This is a genomic window from Frigoriflavimonas asaccharolytica (assembly GCF_013294015.1).
Lineage (GTDB): Bacteria > Bacteroidota > Bacteroidia > Flavobacteriales > Weeksellaceae > Frigoriflavimonas > Frigoriflavimonas asaccharolytica.
In genome coordinates, this window is sequence record NZ_JABSNO010000004.1 from 47468 (window position 1) to 64561 (window position 17094).

Consider the following 17094-nt stretch of genomic DNA (forward strand, 5'->3'; position numbering starts at 1 on the left):
CTCGGATTTTTCGGGGGTTTGTTTTTTGCACAAACATTTTCCACTTTTTTAAGCTCACGGATTTCACAGATTTACACAGATTTTCTTGTCCGTAAATATGTTCATTCTAAAATTAAAGACTTATCCGTGAAAATCTGTGAAATCTGTGTGCAACAATTGAATGCTAATTTTTACTAAAGCCTCGGATTTTTTCGCGGTTTTGTATTTAGCACATATATTTTCCACTTTTTTTAACTCACGCATTTCACAGATTTACACACATTTTCTTGTCGGAAAAAAGGTTCATTCTAAAATTAAAAACTCATCCGTGAAAATCTGTGTAATCTGTGTGCAACAATTCAATGCTAATTTTTACTAAAGCCTCGGATTTTTTCGCGGTTTTGTATTTAGCACAAACATTTTCCACTTTTTTAAGCTCACGGATTTCACAGATTTACACAGATTTTCTTGTCCGTAAAAATGTTCATTCTAAAATTAAAGACTCATCCGTGAAAATCTGTGAAATCTGTGTGCAACAATTCATTGCTAATTTTTACTAAAGCCTGAAATTCTTTCGGGGTTTGTTTTTTGCACAAACATTTTCCACTTTTTTAAGCTCATGGATTTCACAGATTTACACAGATTTTCTTGTCCGTGAAAATGTTCATTATAAAATTAAAGACTCATCCGTGAAAATCTGTGAAATCTGTGTGCAACAATTCATTGCTAATTTTTACTAAAGCCTCAAATTCTTTCGGGGTTTGTTTTTTGCACAAACATTTTCCACTTTTTTAAGCTCATGGATTTCACAGATTTACACAGATTTTCTTGTCCGTAAAAATGTTCATTCTAAAATTAAAAACTCATCCGTGAAAATCTGTGAAATCCGTGTGCAAAAATTCAATGCTAATTTATACTAAAGCCTAGAATTTTTTCGGGGTTTTATTTTTTGCACAAACATTTTCCACTTTTTTAAGCTCATGGATTTCACAGATTTACACAGATTTTCTTGTCCGTAAAAATGTTCATCATAAAATTAAAAACTCATCCGTGAAAATCTGTGAAATCTGTGTGCAACAATTCCTTGTTAATTTCCAATATTAGTAGACTGTGTGATATTTGTTACTGTACAAGATTTCTTACCACCCTATTTTTGTCATCAAATTAAGAACTATGAAATCGCACGAAAGAGATTTGTTTTAAAACCAAATTGATAGCGATTGCAAGTGACCATTAAAAATATAAAAAATCACACATGAAAAAGATATTATTTCTACTCTTTATTTCTGCTAAATTTTTCGCTCAAGATACCATTCAAATTTCTAAAAAAGATTTAGAAACCAGAATTGAAGATCAAAACCTTTCTGTGAAATTAGCCAATGATGAAATAAATTCTGCACAAGCTGGTTTGCTTCAAACTCGCGCAATGTATTTGCCAAACGTAACTGCTTCTTACACAGGAACAACTACAAACAGTCCGTTAATGGCATTCGGAACAAAACTCAACCAATCTCGCATTACGATGATGGATTTTGATCCTTCAAGTTTAAATAATCCCGATAATATTTTCAATTTCGCCACAAAATTAGAAGTGCAGCAACCTATTTTTAATAAAGATGCTATTTATCAGAAAAAAGCAGGCGAAGTGAAAGTGGATGTTTTGAAAATTAAAGCAGAACGTACCAAAGAGTATCTTCAGTTTGATTTAAACAAAGCATATCTGCAATTACAAATGGCGTATAAAGTGGTAAAAGTTTTGGAAGAAGCAAAAAATACGACACTTGCCAACAAAAAAGTAATCGATAATTATTACAAAAACGGAATGATTCAAAAATCTGAAGTTTTGTACATGCAAGTGCGCGTTTCTGAAATTGAAAGTCAGATTCAATATGCAAAATCCAATGTGAGAAATGCTTCAGACTATGTTTATTTTTTACTAAATGAAGATTCTGCCAACAAAGTTTTCAAACCGATGGATGAATTTTCTTATCAGGAAAATTTTTTAGAGCAAAATCCAACTTTGAACGTCAACAGAAAAGATTTGCAAGCGTATGAAAAATCTTTAGACGCTTATGATTATATGATAAAATCTGCCGATGCGAAGTTTTTACCAAAATTAAATGCTTTCGGAAGTTTTGAATTAAATGATAATAAAGTCTATCAATTTGGTGGAAATGGCTATTTGGTTGGTGTTCAATTATCTTGGAATGTGTTTGATGGTTATAAAGCCAAAAGTGAAAAGGAAGTTTACAAAGCAGATTTATCAAAAGCGCAAACCGAAATTCAGCAATATCAAAAACAAAATCAGTTAGAACTCAACAAATCTTACCGACAAGTTTTAGATGCAGACAACAAAGTTTCTTTAACCAAATTATCTTGGGATCAAAGTGCAGAAGCGTACCGAATCCGAAAAAACAGATACGATCAAGGTTTGGAAAAATCATCAGATTTGCTTTCCGCAGAAACTCAAATGTCGCAAAAAGAATTAGAATACCAACAAGCGATTTTCGAATACAATTCTGCGTTGGAATACTTGAAATTTCTGAAATAAATGAGACAGGAGATTAAGAGATGTGAGAAAAGAGACAACACATAAATCTCTAAATCTCATAATCTGAAATCTCTAAGTCTCATGTCTCTAAGTCTCATGTCTCTTAATCTCAAATCTCAAAAATAATAATTATGAAAATATTAGTTTACTCTGTCCTTTTATTAGGATTATCCATGAGTTGTTCGTCTGAAGAAAAAGACGCAACGCTTTCTCAAAAACCGATTCAAGTAACAGTAAGTCAATCTGGTGCAAGTTCTGAAGGTGCTTACGCAAGTGCAAGTGGAAAATTGGTGGCGAAAAACACCGTAAATGTGAGCACAAGAATGATGGGCTACATCACAGGAATGAAAGCCGAAGTTGGACAAAACGTCAATGCTGGTCAATTGTTGGTAAGCATCAATTCTACCGATATTCAAGCAAAAGGTGGACAAGCAAATGCGCAAATTTCCCAAGCTCAAGCGAATTACAATATTTCTAAAAAAGATTACGATCGTTTCTCTAATTTATATAAAAGTCAAAGTGCTTCCCAAAAAGAATTGGATGATATGAGAGCGCGTTACGAAATGGCAAAAGCCGGTTTAGACGCAGCAAATGCAATGAAAAGCGAAGTAAATGCACAATATCGATACACCAATGTTACGGCACCAATTTCTGGAGTAATCACTGCAAAATATGCTGAACAAGGCGATATGGCAAGTCCAGGAATGCCACTTTTGACGATAGAATCACCTTCTTCTTTGCAAGCACAAGTTTTGATTTCCGAGCAAAATATTACCCAAATCACACAAGGAATGTCGGTGAAAATTACTTTGAAATCTACCAACCAAGAAGTTCCAGGAACGGTTGCAGAAATCAGTAAATCTTCTACAAATACTGGTGGACAATACATGGTGAAAGTAAATGTTGCAGGTAGCCAAAATTTATTACCGGGAATGTTTGTGAATATTCAATTTCCGTTTAAAAATGCTGGTAAAGTAAACCAGGATTTCCAGGAAGGCGTGATGATTCCTAAATCTGCTTTGGTAGAAAAAGGTCAATTGACTGGCGTTTATACCATCAGTTCAAACAATACAGCGATTCTAAGGTGGGTGAAAATTGGGAAAGATTTTGGCGACCAAGTTGAGATTTTATCTGGACTTACAGCAAAAGAAGCTTACATCGTTTCCGCAAACGGAAAACTTTTTAACGGAGCAAAAGTATCAAAATAATAAATTAATGTAACAGTGTAATAATTTAACAATATAGCAATCAAAAAGTACCAAAATTGGTAAACTGTTACATTGATAAATTGTTCCATTAAATAAAAATATTATGGAAAAAGGAATAGCAGGACGCATCGCCGAAGTCTTCATCAATTCAAAACTATCAATTCTATTGATGGTTGCGTTGATGGCGATTGGGATGTACAGTTCCACATTAATACCGAGAGAAGAAGAACCACAGATTATTGTTCCAATGGCCGATGTAATGGTGGGTTATCCCGGTGCAAATCCTACGGAAGTAGAAAATCGTGTGGTGAAACCTTTAGAAAAAATAATTTCAAACATCAAAGGTGTAGAGCACGTTCACAGTATGGCGATGAACGGAAAAGCGATGATTATCGTGCAATTTTTCGTTGGCGAAGATACCGAACGTTCTTACGTAAAACTCTACGATGAGTTGATGAAGAATAAAAATATTTTTCCCAAAGGCGTTTATGAACCTTTAGTTAAAACCCGATCAATAGACGATGTTCCGATGTTAGGTTTAACATTATGGAGCGATAAATACAGCGATTTTCAATTAAGACAAATCACCGAAGAACTTTCTTCGGAAGTCAAAAAAATTAAAGACGTTTCCCTAACCAACGTGATTGGCGGAAGAAGTAGACAATTAAAAGTGATTGTTGATAAAGATAAAATGGCAGAATCTAATGTAGATGCATTGGGAATTATGCAAATGATACAAGCCAGTAATGGAAGTTCTCAATCTGGAACTTTTGTAAGCAATGATGCCGAGTATTTGGTAACAACTGGTGAATTTTTGAGCACAGGAGAAGATGTTGGAAATCTAGTAATCGGCACTTCTCAAAATATGCCGGTTTATTTAAAACAAGTGGCAAAAATTGAAGATGGAGCCGCTACATCAACCAATTATTTGAATTTCGGATACGGAAATGCAACGGAAAAAGGCAAAAGCTTTTTATCAGAATATCCTGCGGTTACACTTTCTGTTTCTAAAGTAAAAGGTGCAGATGCAATGCATATTTCCGAAGAAATTTTAAATAAAGTGGAAGATTTAAAGAAAACTTTAATTCCAAATGATGTGCATGTAGAAGTGACAAGAAATTACGGTGAAACAGCTTCTCGTAAAGTTTCAGAATTGATGGGACATTTGGGAATTGCAATTATTGCGGTAACTATTTTGGTGATGCTTGCAATGGGATGGAGAGGCGGATTAGTCGTTTTCTTTTCCGTACCATTAACGTTTGCATTAACGCTTTTTGCGTATTATATGTTGGGTTATACTTTGAATAGAATTACGCTTTTCGCCCTGGTTTTCGTGGTGGGAATTGTCGTAGATGATAGTATTATTATTGCAGAAAATATGCATAGGCATTTCCACATGAAGAAGTTGCCGTTTAAGCAAGCCGCAATTTTCGCTATTAATGAAGTTGGAAATCCAACAATTTTGGCAACATTTACGGTAATTGCAGCAATTTTACCAATGGCATTTGTATCTGGAATGATGGGACCATATATGTCGCCAATGCCGATTGGTGCTTCAATTGCGATGTTACTTTCTCTTTTTGTGGCTTTAACGATTACGCCTTATTTGGGTTTCCATTTATTAAAGGTAAAAGACAGTGAGGAACATAAAGAAGTACAAGGTTTAGAAACTGGCTTCATTTATAAAATTTACAAAAAAGTTGAACAACCATTATTAGATAGCGGTAAAAAAAGATGGACAATGCTCGGAATTACGGGTGTTTTGTTAATGATTTCTATGTTTGCATTTGCAGCAAAATGGGTGGCCGTAAAAATGCTTCCATTTGATAATAAAAATGAAGTGCAAGTGGTGATTGATATGCCTGAAGGAACGACTTTAGAAAGAACTTCCGCCGTTACACAAGACATTGCACAATATCTGAAAACCGTTCCAGAAGTGGTGAATTATCAATCTTATGTTGGTTCTGCGTCGCCAATTACCTTTAATGGTTTGGTTCGTCATTACGATATGCGTGGAAGCAGCAATACTGCAGATATTCAGGTAAATCTTTTGCATAAAGAAGATCGAGATAGACAAAGTCATGATGTGGCAAAAGCGATGCGACCAGAAATTCACAAGATTGCAAAAAAATACGGTGCAAATGTAAAAATTGTGGAAGTTCCACCTGGACCACCAGTTTTATCAACCATTGTTGCCGAAGTTTATGGACCAGATTATGAAGAGCAAGTTCGGATTGCCGATGAAGTGCAGAAAATCCTCATCAATACAGATGATGTTGTAGATGTAGATTGGATGGTAGAATCGCCACAAACAGAATTTAAAATCGTAGCCGATAAAGAAAAAGCAATGTTGAACGGAGTTGCACCTCAACAAATTGTAGGAAACCTTACCTATTTATTGGGAGAACATTCTGTTGGGAATTTATTAGATCCAAAATCAAATGATGCAGTTGACATCGTTATGAAATTAAATAATGGTGAAAAAACCAGCATTTCTGATCTTACCGATTTAAAAGTGAAAGGACAAGCCGGAATGGTTCCAGTCGCTGATATTGTAAAAGTGCAACGAGAAACTTTAGAAAAATCTATTTACCGAAAAGACCAAAAACGAGTGGTTTACATTCTTGCAGATATGGCGGGAGGATTAGAAAGTCCGGCTTATGCAATTCTTGGAATGGATGAAAAATTGAAAAAAATAAAACTTCCTGCAGGATATAAATTAAACGAATTATACATGAATTCGCCAAAAGACGAATCCGATTACACCGTGAAATGGGACGGAGAATGGCAAATTACTTTGGAAGTTTTCCGAGATTTAGGAGTCGCATTTTTAGTGGTAATTCTTATTATTTATATGTTGATTGTAGGTTGGTTTCAAAACTTCAAAACGCCAATTATGATGATGATTCCGATACCACTTTCTTTGGTGGGAATTGTACTAGGACACTGGCTTTTAGGCGCTTTCTTCACCGCAACATCGTTTATCGGAATGATTGCTTTAGCCGGAATTATGGTGAGGAACTCGATACTTTTAATAGATTTTATAGAAATTCGATTAAAAGAAGGAGCACCCATAAAACGAGCAATCATCGAAGCTGGAGCAGTTAGAACCACACCAATTTTATTAACTACAGGAGCAGTTGTAATAGGTGCGATTGTAATTTTATTTGATCCTATTTTCCAAGGTTTGGCAATTTCACTGGTATTTGGAGCGATTGTTTCTACGCTTTTAACATTGATTGTAATTCCATTAATTTATTATATGTCTGAAAAAAATAATTGGTTACAAAACGAACCTGTAGAACCAGTTGTTATTGAAGAAAATCTTCAGGATTAATTAACTCATTTCTCTGCTGAAAAGTTTTTCGGCAGAGAATTTTAAAACATCACATTATGAAGTTATTACTTATCACCGCAATAAACGAATTTGAAAAAGAAGTGAAAGACATTCTTATAAAATCGGGAGCAAAATCTTTTACTTATGGAGATGTAAAAGGTTATAAAAACGGAACCGAAAATAATGTTGCAGATAATTGGTTTGCATCTTCTTACACAGAAATAGATTCACTCTTATTTACTGTTTTTTTACCAGCAGAAAATTTGGAAAACATCTTAAAAAAAATTGAAGAATTTAATACAGAACAAGAAACGCTCTCTAAAATTCATGTAGCAGTGCTTAATTTAGAACAGCAATTTTAGATTATAAAAAAAGAAAAATATGAAATCGCCATTAGCAAGTTTATCAAACTAACACCGATAAAGATCAGGAGATACCATGACTTGTCTCGGCAGTATGACGAGATGACCCTTAAAACAATAAACATATACATATGAAAACAAGAATAATACACGCATTTGCAGGAACCATGATTTTGGCAAGCATCTTATTAACCATTTACGTCAGCCAAAATTGGCTATGGCTAACTGGTTTTGTTGGTGTTAATTTACTACAATCCTCCATCACAAATTGGTGTTTGTTGGATACAATTTTAGTAAAAATGGGAGTTTCCAATGAAGGAAATTCTTGTGGAGTTTAAATTTTTACAAACTTTTGTAAAACCTTGTCAAGGTTATTAGTAGAAAATCCCTGCAATTAATTTTGCGGGGATTTTTTTTGCAACTTTTGTCACATCGTTTGTCATTCTGAAAGAATCTCAACGCAAAGACGTTTCCAGCGTGACAAACTGTGTGGTTATATACTGTTGCTATATCCGATTGACAAGCATTTTCGTCAATTTTTTTTGTCACATCCTTTTGTCATTCCGGAGGAATCTCTGCATTATTTTTTCACATCCTTTTGTCATTCTGAAACAATTTCAAAATGCCCATTCAAGAATTGAAAATCAGGATTAAAATTTTTAATTAATTCCAATTTCAATTCTCTTCGCAAATCTTTAATTTCTCTCTCTCTCTCAATAGCAAGTTGAATCCATCCAAAATGCTCGTAGTACACTAAAAATTCCACATTATAACGAGCCGTAAAACTTTTTGGATTCTTTTCTTCTCGATGTTCTTTCAACCTTCGCCTTATATCATTGGTAACACCAGTATATAAAACCGTTTTGTTTTTATTGGTTAAAATATAAACGTAAAAATCATAAATACCTTCTGTAAACTCAATCATAAAAGTATGTTTTCACGAAATTAACTAAATATGCGTGAAATAACAAGCATTTTTCAACTCTCTTCTTTTAAACACACTTTTTGTCATTCCGGTGGAATCTCTACATTATTTTTTCAAGTCCTTTTGTCATTCTGAAAGAATCTCAACGCAAAGACGCTTCCAGCGTGACAAACTGTGTGGTTGAATGTGTTTTGTCATGCGTATTTATTATTCAGTTTTTACGCATCATTTTGTCATTCTGAAAGAATCTCTATGCAAAGACGCTTCCAGCGTGACAAACTGTGTGTAAAAAAATAAACCGCCACAAAAATGCGACGGTCTATCCTAACAACTATAAATAAACTACTTCGTTTTAATGCTAATCAAACCACGGACTTCATTATCTTTGTAACCCGTTGCTAGATCTTTTGGATAAAGTTGAGCAATTTCCGCAACCACTTTTGGTTGAATGTTTTTCCCTGGTTCACCATGACATTGCAAACACATCGCATTCGTAAGCAATGGTTCGTAATAATGAGTTTCGGTACGAATTGGTTTTAAAATTTCACCTGCCAACAATTGTTTTTTGTAATTTTTAATCAATTTCAATTCTTCTGCATTGGCAATATTTTTCGGATTTCTCATCTTATCAGAAACTCTGGAAATGAATAAACCATGTTTATCCGACATTGATTTTGTTAATGGCATTGCTTCAATATTACAAAATTCTTCAGAAGACTCTACTCCACCTTTTGCAATTTGTGCAGTAATATTTTTTACTAAAAGTTTCTTCGTTTCTCCAGCAAAAATTTTCAAAGAATCTGTGCTTATTTCCTCCGATTTTTCTAAATTTTCGACTGCAATTTTATCGGTTGAAACTTCTGTTTTTACATCCGATTTTGAACATTGAATAGCAAATAATGCAATTGTGGCTATTAAAAAATTTTTCTTCATCGGTATTTATTTAATTCAAAAATACTTCATTTTTTCATTTTAGTTTGTGATTACAGTTACACAACGATTTTATTTCCCGAAAACCTTATCTTTACCCTCATGAATTTCTATGATCTCTTCCTAAAACCTTACGAATCTTACCAAACGTATCAGATAATTCTAGAAATTATCGCTTCTGCATTTGGAATTGCAAGTGTTTATTTTTCTGTCAAAAAAAATATTTGGGTATATCCTACAGGAATTATTTCCACAGTTTTATACGTTTATATTCTCTTTGCTTTTGGACTTTTGGGAGATATGATGATCAATTTTTATTATACCGTAATGAGTATTTATGGTTGGATTTTATGGTCCAAAAGTTCCGAAGATCACATTCATGTAGAAGTTTCTTGGACGAATAAAAAAGAATGGGCAATTGCTGGAATTTTATTTCTGATAAGTTTAATTTTGGTTACGATAGTTTATTATTTCAAACCATTCATAGACAATCAATTTTCTATGATCAATGTGGAATTGGGTTTATATCATTTAGATTGGGCAAATTGGCTGGATGTTTTCACCACCGCCATTTTTTTGGTCGGAATGTGGCTCATGGCAAAACGCAAAATAGAAAACTGGATTTTTTGGATTGTTGGAGATTTAATTGTAATACCGATGATGATTTACAAAGGTCTAGGCATCACATCTATTCAATTTTTTATATTCACAGCAATGGCCATTGTAGGATATCTGGAATGGAAACAGAGTTACGAGAAACCAAAGTTAAGAATTTAATATAAAATAAAATTCCCACTATTTCTAATGGGAATTTAATTTTATTGTTTTGTTAATACTAAATTAGTAGGTAACGCTTGTGGTATAGGAAGATTATTTACAACATAAGGACAATCAAGAGATAAGATATCATTATCTGGTGAATACTTCCATTGCAATTGGGTATTTGTTGAATTAACAATATTTATATAAATGTCGCCTGTGGTACATATATTTTGATCAATATACATCATAGCATATTGAGTAATAGGAACACTAAAAAATCGTAGACCCTCAATTTTCGTATTGTTATCAGGAAGATTTGTATTATCAAAAAGTACAGCAGTTTCGTCAGCATTTAAAACCTTAAATCTACCAATCAATATATCTTTGAAATAAATATGATTAATATTGTAACTTCTCTGTTTTTTAAAACGTTCTAAATAGATGTAAATAACTTTATTATCCCATGTTCCTTTCCACGTGCCAACATAGGGTAATAAATCATTATTAAGATCTTTTACATATCCATTATTCGGAACATCAGTATTTTTGGTAATAGGATAAATCTGAGCGCAGTTTAGAACTGCAAATAGCATCATAGATATTATTAATATTTTTTTCATTTTTTTATTTTAAAAATTAATTATTTTAGAAAATTATAAATTATTGACAAGGTATTGGTGTATTTAAATTATTATTTGCATCTAAACTTAATTTTTTAGTATCACCACTATTTTTATCTACACTATACAATTCTATCCCATCTATTCCAACCCTCTCTTTTAAAAATTTTAAAAAAGCTTTCTCTACTTTATCTTGATCAAAAGATTTATCTGCATTCTGAATTGCTCTCATTTCGTCTTTATACCATTTGTTCCACCATTCCATTGTTCCTGGTCCGGGATTTGTCCAACTTGCCGTTCCATTATACTTGATTATATAATTTCCTTGTGAAGTTACTACCATAGCATAAGCTTCTGCTAATTTAACCCTTATTATATGCATTGTAGCACACAAACTCAAAAATGTATCTAAATCTGCTGGTGAAAACATCTTTATGGTAGGATTTCCATCTGAATCAAAATTTTGATGTGTGTGAATAAAACCAAAAAAAAGACTTCCAGAAGGTGGGATGAGTTTTGTTGTACCAGAATAATTTGACATTGAGGTATAATGAGTTGATCCATTTTGAAAGAAAGCAGCATGTCCCATCTCGTGATTTAAACCAAATACATCAGGCTTATCCAAATTTGCTAGTTTGAGCGAGAAATCATAATCGGTTAACAATTCGTTAATTTTTACGCAAGGATTTGAATCGGGTGGATTTAATGAAAAATCACCTCCACTTCCACCGCAAATATTGAAAATTTCACAATTTCCGGTCGGTGGTAGTTCTATCTCAACTAAAGCTGCTGGCTCTTTTTCTTTTGGTGGCACAATAATTAAAACTTCCTCTATATTAGAATCTGGTCCAGAATAAGTACCCGTTTTATCCTTTTTCATTTTCTTAGAAAAAGTGTCAATAACACTTTTTACATCGTCATTTTTCACTAGAACGTGAAATCCTACTTCAGATAATTCTTTATTCACACTCGCCATTACAACTTCTACAACATTTTCATTTAGAACAACTGGAAACAGTACATAAACTTTACCATCATCATCAATAATTTCTTGCGATGCGAAACGAAAATCTACTTGCAAAATATTTTTATTAGAAAAATCCGGTGCATTTTCGGGATGTGCATCAAGATAAGAATAATATAAAGTCCTAAAAGCTTCTTGATAATGATTTCCCTTTCTAGATGTGTTGCTATTTGGATTATTAAAAATGCTGAAATAGCTTTGCTCTCCTTTTTCTTGCTCATAGATGGTATTATCTGTTCGGCAACTTTGGAATATCATTGTGGAGAACAAGCACAATAATAACATTTTAAAATAATTTTTTCTAATACACTAAATTTTGTTTAATTAATTTTGTAAATTAAATGTAAATAAAAAAGCAGACCTATTCGAATAAAGAATATTTTTAGTATATTTACGACTAAATATTACTTTTATGACTGATTTAGTAAGCGATAACATACGCACAAAAAGAGAAGAAATAGGATATAGCCAAGAAGATATGGCGCACAAATTGGATATAAACCAAGCTACCTATTCAAAATTAGAAAGAAATTCTACAAAATTAACTGTAGATAGATTGTTTCATATTGCAAAACTATTAAACACAGAAGTTGCAGATTTATTAGGATTAAAAACACAAACCATTTTTAACCAAAAAGAAAATGAAAATGCTTTTGGACAAATAGAACATTACTATCAAGAAAATAAAGAAATAACTGCAAAACTTGAAGAATCTTACGAAACTAGATTAAAAGAAAAAGATATAGAAATTGCTTTTTTAAAATCAATTATTAAAAAATAGAATTTATTTCAACACTTTTTAGCAAATCCTTAACATCAATTCACTGCCAAAATCATTATTTTTGCATTTCAAAAAAATTTAATTTTTAAATTATTTTTAATGGAATTTTACAAATACCAAGGAACAGGAAACGATTTTGTGATGATAGACAATCGTAATCTGCAATTCCCAAAAGATAAAAGCATCATAGAAAAATGTTGTGATAGACGTTTTGGAGTTGGTGGGGACGGTTTGATCTTACTAGAAAACCACGAAACTTTGGACTTCAAAATGGTTTACTATAATTCCGACGGTAGAGAAAGCAGCATGTGCGGAAATGGGGGACGTTGCATCATCGCGTTTGCTAATTTTTTAGAAATATTTGCCAATAAAACAAAATTTGAAGCCATCGATGGTTTGCACGAAGGCGAAATAAAAAACGGAATTGTCCGCTTGAAAATGTCTGACGTTTCTGAAATAAAAAACGTTGAAAATGATTTTGAACTAAATACAGGTTCACCACATTACATCCAACAAGTTTTAAATCTAGCAAATTTTGAAGTTTACAAAGAAGGAAATGCAATCAGAAATTCTGAATTGTATGAAAAAGAAGGCATCAATGTAAATTTTGTGGAGAAAATTTCTGAAAATGAAATCTTTGTAAGAACCTACGAACGTGGTGTAGAAGATGAAACTTTCAGTTGCGGAACTGGCGTTACAGCTGCAGCTTTGGTTCATTTTAATAAAGAAAATACAAGCTCTGTGAAGGTGAAAACTTTGGGAGGGAATTTGAAAATTTCTGCAGAAAAGCATGAAGATTCTTTTAAAAACATTTGGCTGGAAGGTCCGGCTGTACAAGTTTTTAAGGGAAAAATAAAATTGTAAAAAGTTTTAAATCGGAAGTTGGAAGAAAAACTTCGCACATCGCAATCCGGATATCAAATTTTGGATTTTTTAAATAATTATTTATGAAAAAAGGTTGCTCAATTGCTATTATCGTCATCGTATTATTTGCTATAATTGGCGGATTTTTTGGGTATAAATATTACAATACCTATTACCAAAACAATGTTGCGAAAGATGGTTTTGTCTTAATTCCGTCTGATGCTAAATTTTCACAAATTTTGGATTCCATAAGACCTTACGTGAAAGATGTAAGCTCGTTTGAAAAAGTGGCGATTGATAAAAATATGAACACTTTTTTTAAAGCGGGAAGATATAAATTTGCCAGAGGAACAGGTAATAAAGATCTTGTGAACATGATAAAAGCTGGAAATCAAACAGAAAATAGTTTCCGCATTGGCGATTTTTTTGATGTCTATCAAATGGTTGGTAAAGTAGCTTTGAAAACGGAAGCAGATTCTGTGAAGTTTGCAAAAGATTTGGATAGAATCGCAATTGGTAAAGGTTTTAAAAATGCAGAAGATCTAAAAAAATATTTTTTTATAGATACCTATAATTTCTTTTGGACGGTGACACCTGCAGAATTCTTCAAAAAATTTGAAGATCAATACAATGATTTTTGGACGGCGGATAGAATTGCTCTACAAAAAGAAAAAGGACTTTCTAGAGATCAAGTGCATGCTTTGGCATCGATAGTTTACAAAGAATCTGGCGGAAAACCAGACGAAATGAAAACCATTGCGGGTTTATACATGAATCGTTACAAAAAAGGTATGAAATTGCAAAGTGATCCTACAGTTATCTATGCCGTAAACAAGGCAAGCAATTTCACCACACCTATAAAAAGAGTGCTTTACAAACATTTGAGAGAACAATCCCCATATAATACGTATGCAAATTCAGGAATTCCTCCTGGTCCAATCTGCGTAACGGACAAAAATTCTGTAGATGCGGTTTTAAACTATGAAAGCAATGACTATATTTTCATGTGCGCCAACCCAAAAAAATTCGGCTTTCATAAGTTCACAAACTCTGCAGTAGAACATGAAAAAAATGCGAAAGAATATCAAGATTGGTTGAATTCTAAAAATATTAAATAAGACATTTTACTAATTTTTTAAAATAAGTTTAACATTTTACCATTTTCTGCGACATATAGATTTAACTTTTAGATAATATTTTAATCTAAATTTTTTATACAAAATTTAACTACTTCTTTTATGAATTCTCACATTATCCAAAAAAGTATTAAGAAACCTGCTGTTATTGCATTTCTACTTTTAGCATCATCTTTAGCATTCTCGCAAGAAAAATTACCTATTACCACAAAAATAGTAGATTCCCAAAATTTACCCGTTGCTTATGCTTCAATTTCTTTTAGTAATAGCGAAAGTATTACAAACAGTGATGCAGCTTTGAGTGATGAAGAAGGAAATATTACTTTATCCTTAATGCCTGGAAAATATACTATTACTATAGAAGCTTTTGATTTCAAAAAAGCTGTATTTACCAGAACCATTGAAAAACCTGGGGAAATAGAAAATTTTAAAATAGAATTCGCTAAATCTGAAAATTTAACACCAACTCAAAATATAGAAGGTGTTGTGATACAAGCTCAAAGTACAAAACCATATCGTGTAGAATTAGACAAAAAAGTCTACGATCCAAGTTCGGATTTAATTTCAAAAGGTGGAAATTTACAGGATGTTTTGGCAAATGTACCCTCCATTGCGGTAGATACAGATGGCACAGTTTCTATGCGTGGCAACTCCAATATAAGATTTTTGATAAACGGAAAACCTTCTGCTCTTCTTGGTATAGATAGTGGTGCAGATGCTTTACGTTCTATTCCTGCAGACCAGATAGATAGAATTGAAGTAATCACCAATCCTTCTTCTAAGTTTGAAGCAAGTGGATCTGCTGGTATTCTAAATATTATTTTAAAGAAAACGAAAGGTAGAGGTTTCAATGGAACAGTAACTGGAAATCTTGGTTACCTTCCACAAACATCTTTAAACGCAAACTTAAGTTGGAAAGTTAATAATTGGAATTATTTCGTCAATGGTGGTGGTGGTTACAACGAAAGAGAAAGCAAAAATACCAATGATGCTAAATATTTTGATAGCAACAATTCAATCACTGGATACACGGAACAGGACAGTAAAAATACAAATAAAAACGATTCTTATAATGTTAATACTGGTTTTAATGTAGACATTACAGATAAGACTTCCATCAATGCAAGTGGTTTGCTGCGTACTTTTGAAAGTGAAAGTTTTTCCAATGTGAATTACAAAACATTAGATGCTTCCAAAAACTTACTCGATAATTCTAGAAGATATACTGTAGGAAATGGAGACAATTTCACGTGGCAAGTAGATGCTGGTTTGGATCATAAATTTGATGACAAAGGGCAAATTCTTACTGCATCCATCAGTTTACAGCAAAGTGATAATAAAAACAACTCTTTGGTAGAAGAATCTTCGAATAATATTTTTATTTTAAATAATAATATCAATCAAAATACCATCAATAAAACTTTGGTTGGTAAAGTAGATTATGAACTTCCAATTGGAGAAAAATCTAAAGTAGAAGCTGGCTATAGAATAGATCAAAATACGAATGATTATGATTATAAGGTTACAGAATCTTTTGATCAAGTTAATTTTAATGTATTAAATGATTTCACCAGCAAAACTATTTACAAAGAAAGAACACAAGCAGCTTATGCTCAATTTAAAAGTAAAACAGGGAAAGTTGGGTATCAACTTGGTTTGCGTGCAGAAAATTCTAATATCACTGTAGATTTTAATAATTTAAGTGGTACCAATTCAGACATTAAGAAAAATTACACAGGATTATTTCCAAGTGTATTTTTGAGTTATGATGTTGGTGAAAATGATGACAATCAACTATTGTTAAATTATTCCAGACGTATCAACAGACCAAGATCTTATTTCTTAATTCCATTTTCTTCATTTAGTGATAATAGAAATCAGTTTTTTGGAAATCCTGATTTAAATCCAGAATATACCAACTCTTTTGAACTTGGATATGCTATACAAAAGAAAAAATTCACCATCAACCCTACTTTATACTACAAAAGAACAGTGGGCGAAACACAATTTGTCGTAACAAGGGAAAATCTTACGTCAGATAATTTTGTAACAAGACCGTACAATATTGGCGCAGAAACGCAATATGGGTTAGATTTAAACTTCACCGCAGATATTTTGCCTTGGTACAAAGTATTGGGTAGCATGGAATTGTTTGGCTACAAGGTAGAAGGTATGTTTGATGATCCCGCATTGGTTTCTACACCAATAGATTTCTCTGGAGATGGTTTTTCTTCAAGATTAAGGTTGACAAATACTTTCAAAATAGATAAAACTTTCAACATGCAGTTGCAAGGTTTCTATAGTGGTGGCGAAAAAACGGCTTTCCAAGATAGAAAAGGTTTGTACACAATTAATTTTGGAGCAAGCAAAACGGTTTTGAATGGAGATGGTACCATTACTTTCAACATCCAAGATATCTTCAATACTAGAGCTAGAACCGTCACATCCTTTGGAGATGGCTTTGAAAGAGAATCTTACAACCAATGGAATCCGCGCCAAGTTTCTTTAGGTTTCAGTTATAGATTTAAACAAGGTGAAAAAGTAACACAGAAAAAAGCTAAAAGAGATATCAATAATAATGGTGGTGGAGATGAAGAACCACCAATGTAAAATTT

General features: G+C 32.7%; 14 protein-coding genes. 10 read left to right on the forward strand and 4 right to left on the reverse strand.

From position 1 onward, the window contains the following. The first annotated feature begins 1234 nt into the window (after positions 1 to 1234). From HNQ03_RS03535 to HNQ03_RS03555, 5 genes are all read left to right on the forward strand, one after another. Positions 1235 to 2530 (forward strand): TolC family protein, encoded by a 1296-nt coding sequence (locus tag HNQ03_RS03535; RefSeq protein WP_173778279.1) that lies wholly within the window; start codon positions 1235 to 1237, stop codon positions 2528 to 2530. A gap of 131 nt (positions 2531 to 2661) precedes the next feature. Further along, entirely contained in the window at positions 2662 to 3738 is a 1077-nt protein-coding gene (locus HNQ03_RS03540; RefSeq protein ID WP_173778280.1) for an efflux RND transporter periplasmic adaptor subunit, read from the forward strand. 103 nt (positions 3739 to 3841) lie between these two features. Next, positions 3842 to 7075, forward strand: a complete 3234-nt coding sequence (locus HNQ03_RS03545) for an efflux RND transporter permease subunit (RefSeq protein WP_173778281.1) — start codon at positions 3842 to 3844, stop codon at positions 7073 to 7075. A gap of 56 nt (positions 7076 to 7131) precedes the next feature. Then, entirely contained in the window at positions 7132 to 7437 is a 306-nt protein-coding gene (locus HNQ03_RS03550; RefSeq protein ID WP_173778282.1) for a P-II family nitrogen regulator, read from the forward strand. A gap of 131 nt (positions 7438 to 7568) precedes the next feature. Next, positions 7569 to 7775: a YgaP family membrane protein gene (locus HNQ03_RS03555; RefSeq protein ID WP_173778283.1), complete on the forward strand. Its 207-nt coding sequence runs from the start codon at positions 7569 to 7571 to the stop codon at positions 7773 to 7775. A gap of 263 nt (positions 7776 to 8038) precedes the next feature. Here the strand turns inward: HNQ03_RS03555 and HNQ03_RS03560 are convergent, their stop codons facing one another. Next, positions 8039 to 8362, reverse strand: a complete 324-nt coding sequence (locus HNQ03_RS03560; RefSeq protein ID WP_173778284.1) for a GIY-YIG nuclease family protein — start codon at positions 8360 to 8362, stop codon at positions 8039 to 8041. A gap of 342 nt (positions 8363 to 8704) precedes the next feature. Further along, positions 8705 to 9295 (reverse strand): Tll0287-like domain-containing protein, encoded by a 591-nt coding sequence (locus HNQ03_RS03565; RefSeq protein ID WP_173778285.1) that lies wholly within the window; start codon positions 9293 to 9295, stop codon positions 8705 to 8707. 99 nt (positions 9296 to 9394) lie between these two features. Between HNQ03_RS03565 and pnuC the strand changes: the two genes are divergently transcribed. Further along, positions 9395 to 10069, forward strand: a complete 675-nt coding sequence (gene pnuC, locus HNQ03_RS03570) for a nicotinamide riboside transporter PnuC (protein ID WP_173778286.1) — start codon at positions 9395 to 9397, stop codon at positions 10067 to 10069. Between the two features lie 41 nt (positions 10070 to 10110). Here the strand turns inward: pnuC and HNQ03_RS03575 are convergent, their stop codons facing one another. Then, positions 10111 to 10674: a DUF6705 family protein gene (locus tag HNQ03_RS03575; protein ID WP_173778287.1), complete on the reverse strand. Its 564-nt coding sequence runs from the start codon at positions 10672 to 10674 to the stop codon at positions 10111 to 10113. A gap of 40 nt (positions 10675 to 10714) precedes the next feature. Next, positions 10715 to 11983 carry a hypothetical protein gene (locus tag HNQ03_RS03580; RefSeq protein ID WP_173778288.1) on the reverse strand — a complete coding sequence of 423 codons (1269 nt, stop codon included), beginning with the start codon at positions 11981 to 11983 and terminating at the stop codon, positions 10715 to 10717. Positions 11984 to 12110: 127 nt separating this feature from the next. Between HNQ03_RS03580 and HNQ03_RS03585 the strand changes: the two genes are divergently transcribed. The 4 genes from HNQ03_RS03585 to HNQ03_RS03600 all read left to right on the forward strand — a co-directional run bounded on the left by HNQ03_RS03585 (position 12111) and on the right by HNQ03_RS03600 (position 17089). Beyond that, on the forward strand, positions 12111 to 12479 hold the full coding sequence (locus tag HNQ03_RS03585; RefSeq protein WP_173778289.1) for a helix-turn-helix domain-containing protein: 369 nt from the start codon (positions 12111 to 12113) through the stop codon (positions 12477 to 12479). A gap of 99 nt (positions 12480 to 12578) precedes the next feature. Next, positions 12579 to 13343, forward strand: coding sequence for a diaminopimelate epimerase (dapF, locus tag HNQ03_RS03590; RefSeq protein WP_173778290.1), 765 nt, complete (start codon positions 12579 to 12581; stop codon positions 13341 to 13343). 83 nt (positions 13344 to 13426) lie between these two features. Further along, the gene (gene mltG / locus HNQ03_RS03595; protein ID WP_173778291.1) at positions 13427 to 14461 is read left to right on the forward strand and encodes an endolytic transglycosylase MltG; all 1035 of its coding nucleotides are present in this window, start codon (positions 13427 to 13429) and stop codon (positions 14459 to 14461) included. Positions 14462 to 14581: 120 nt separating this feature from the next. Continuing rightward, positions 14582 to 17089 (forward strand): TonB-dependent receptor domain-containing protein, encoded by a 2508-nt coding sequence (locus HNQ03_RS03600; protein ID WP_173778292.1) that lies wholly within the window; start codon positions 14582 to 14584, stop codon positions 17087 to 17089. Positions 17090 to 17094 lie beyond the last annotated feature (5 nt).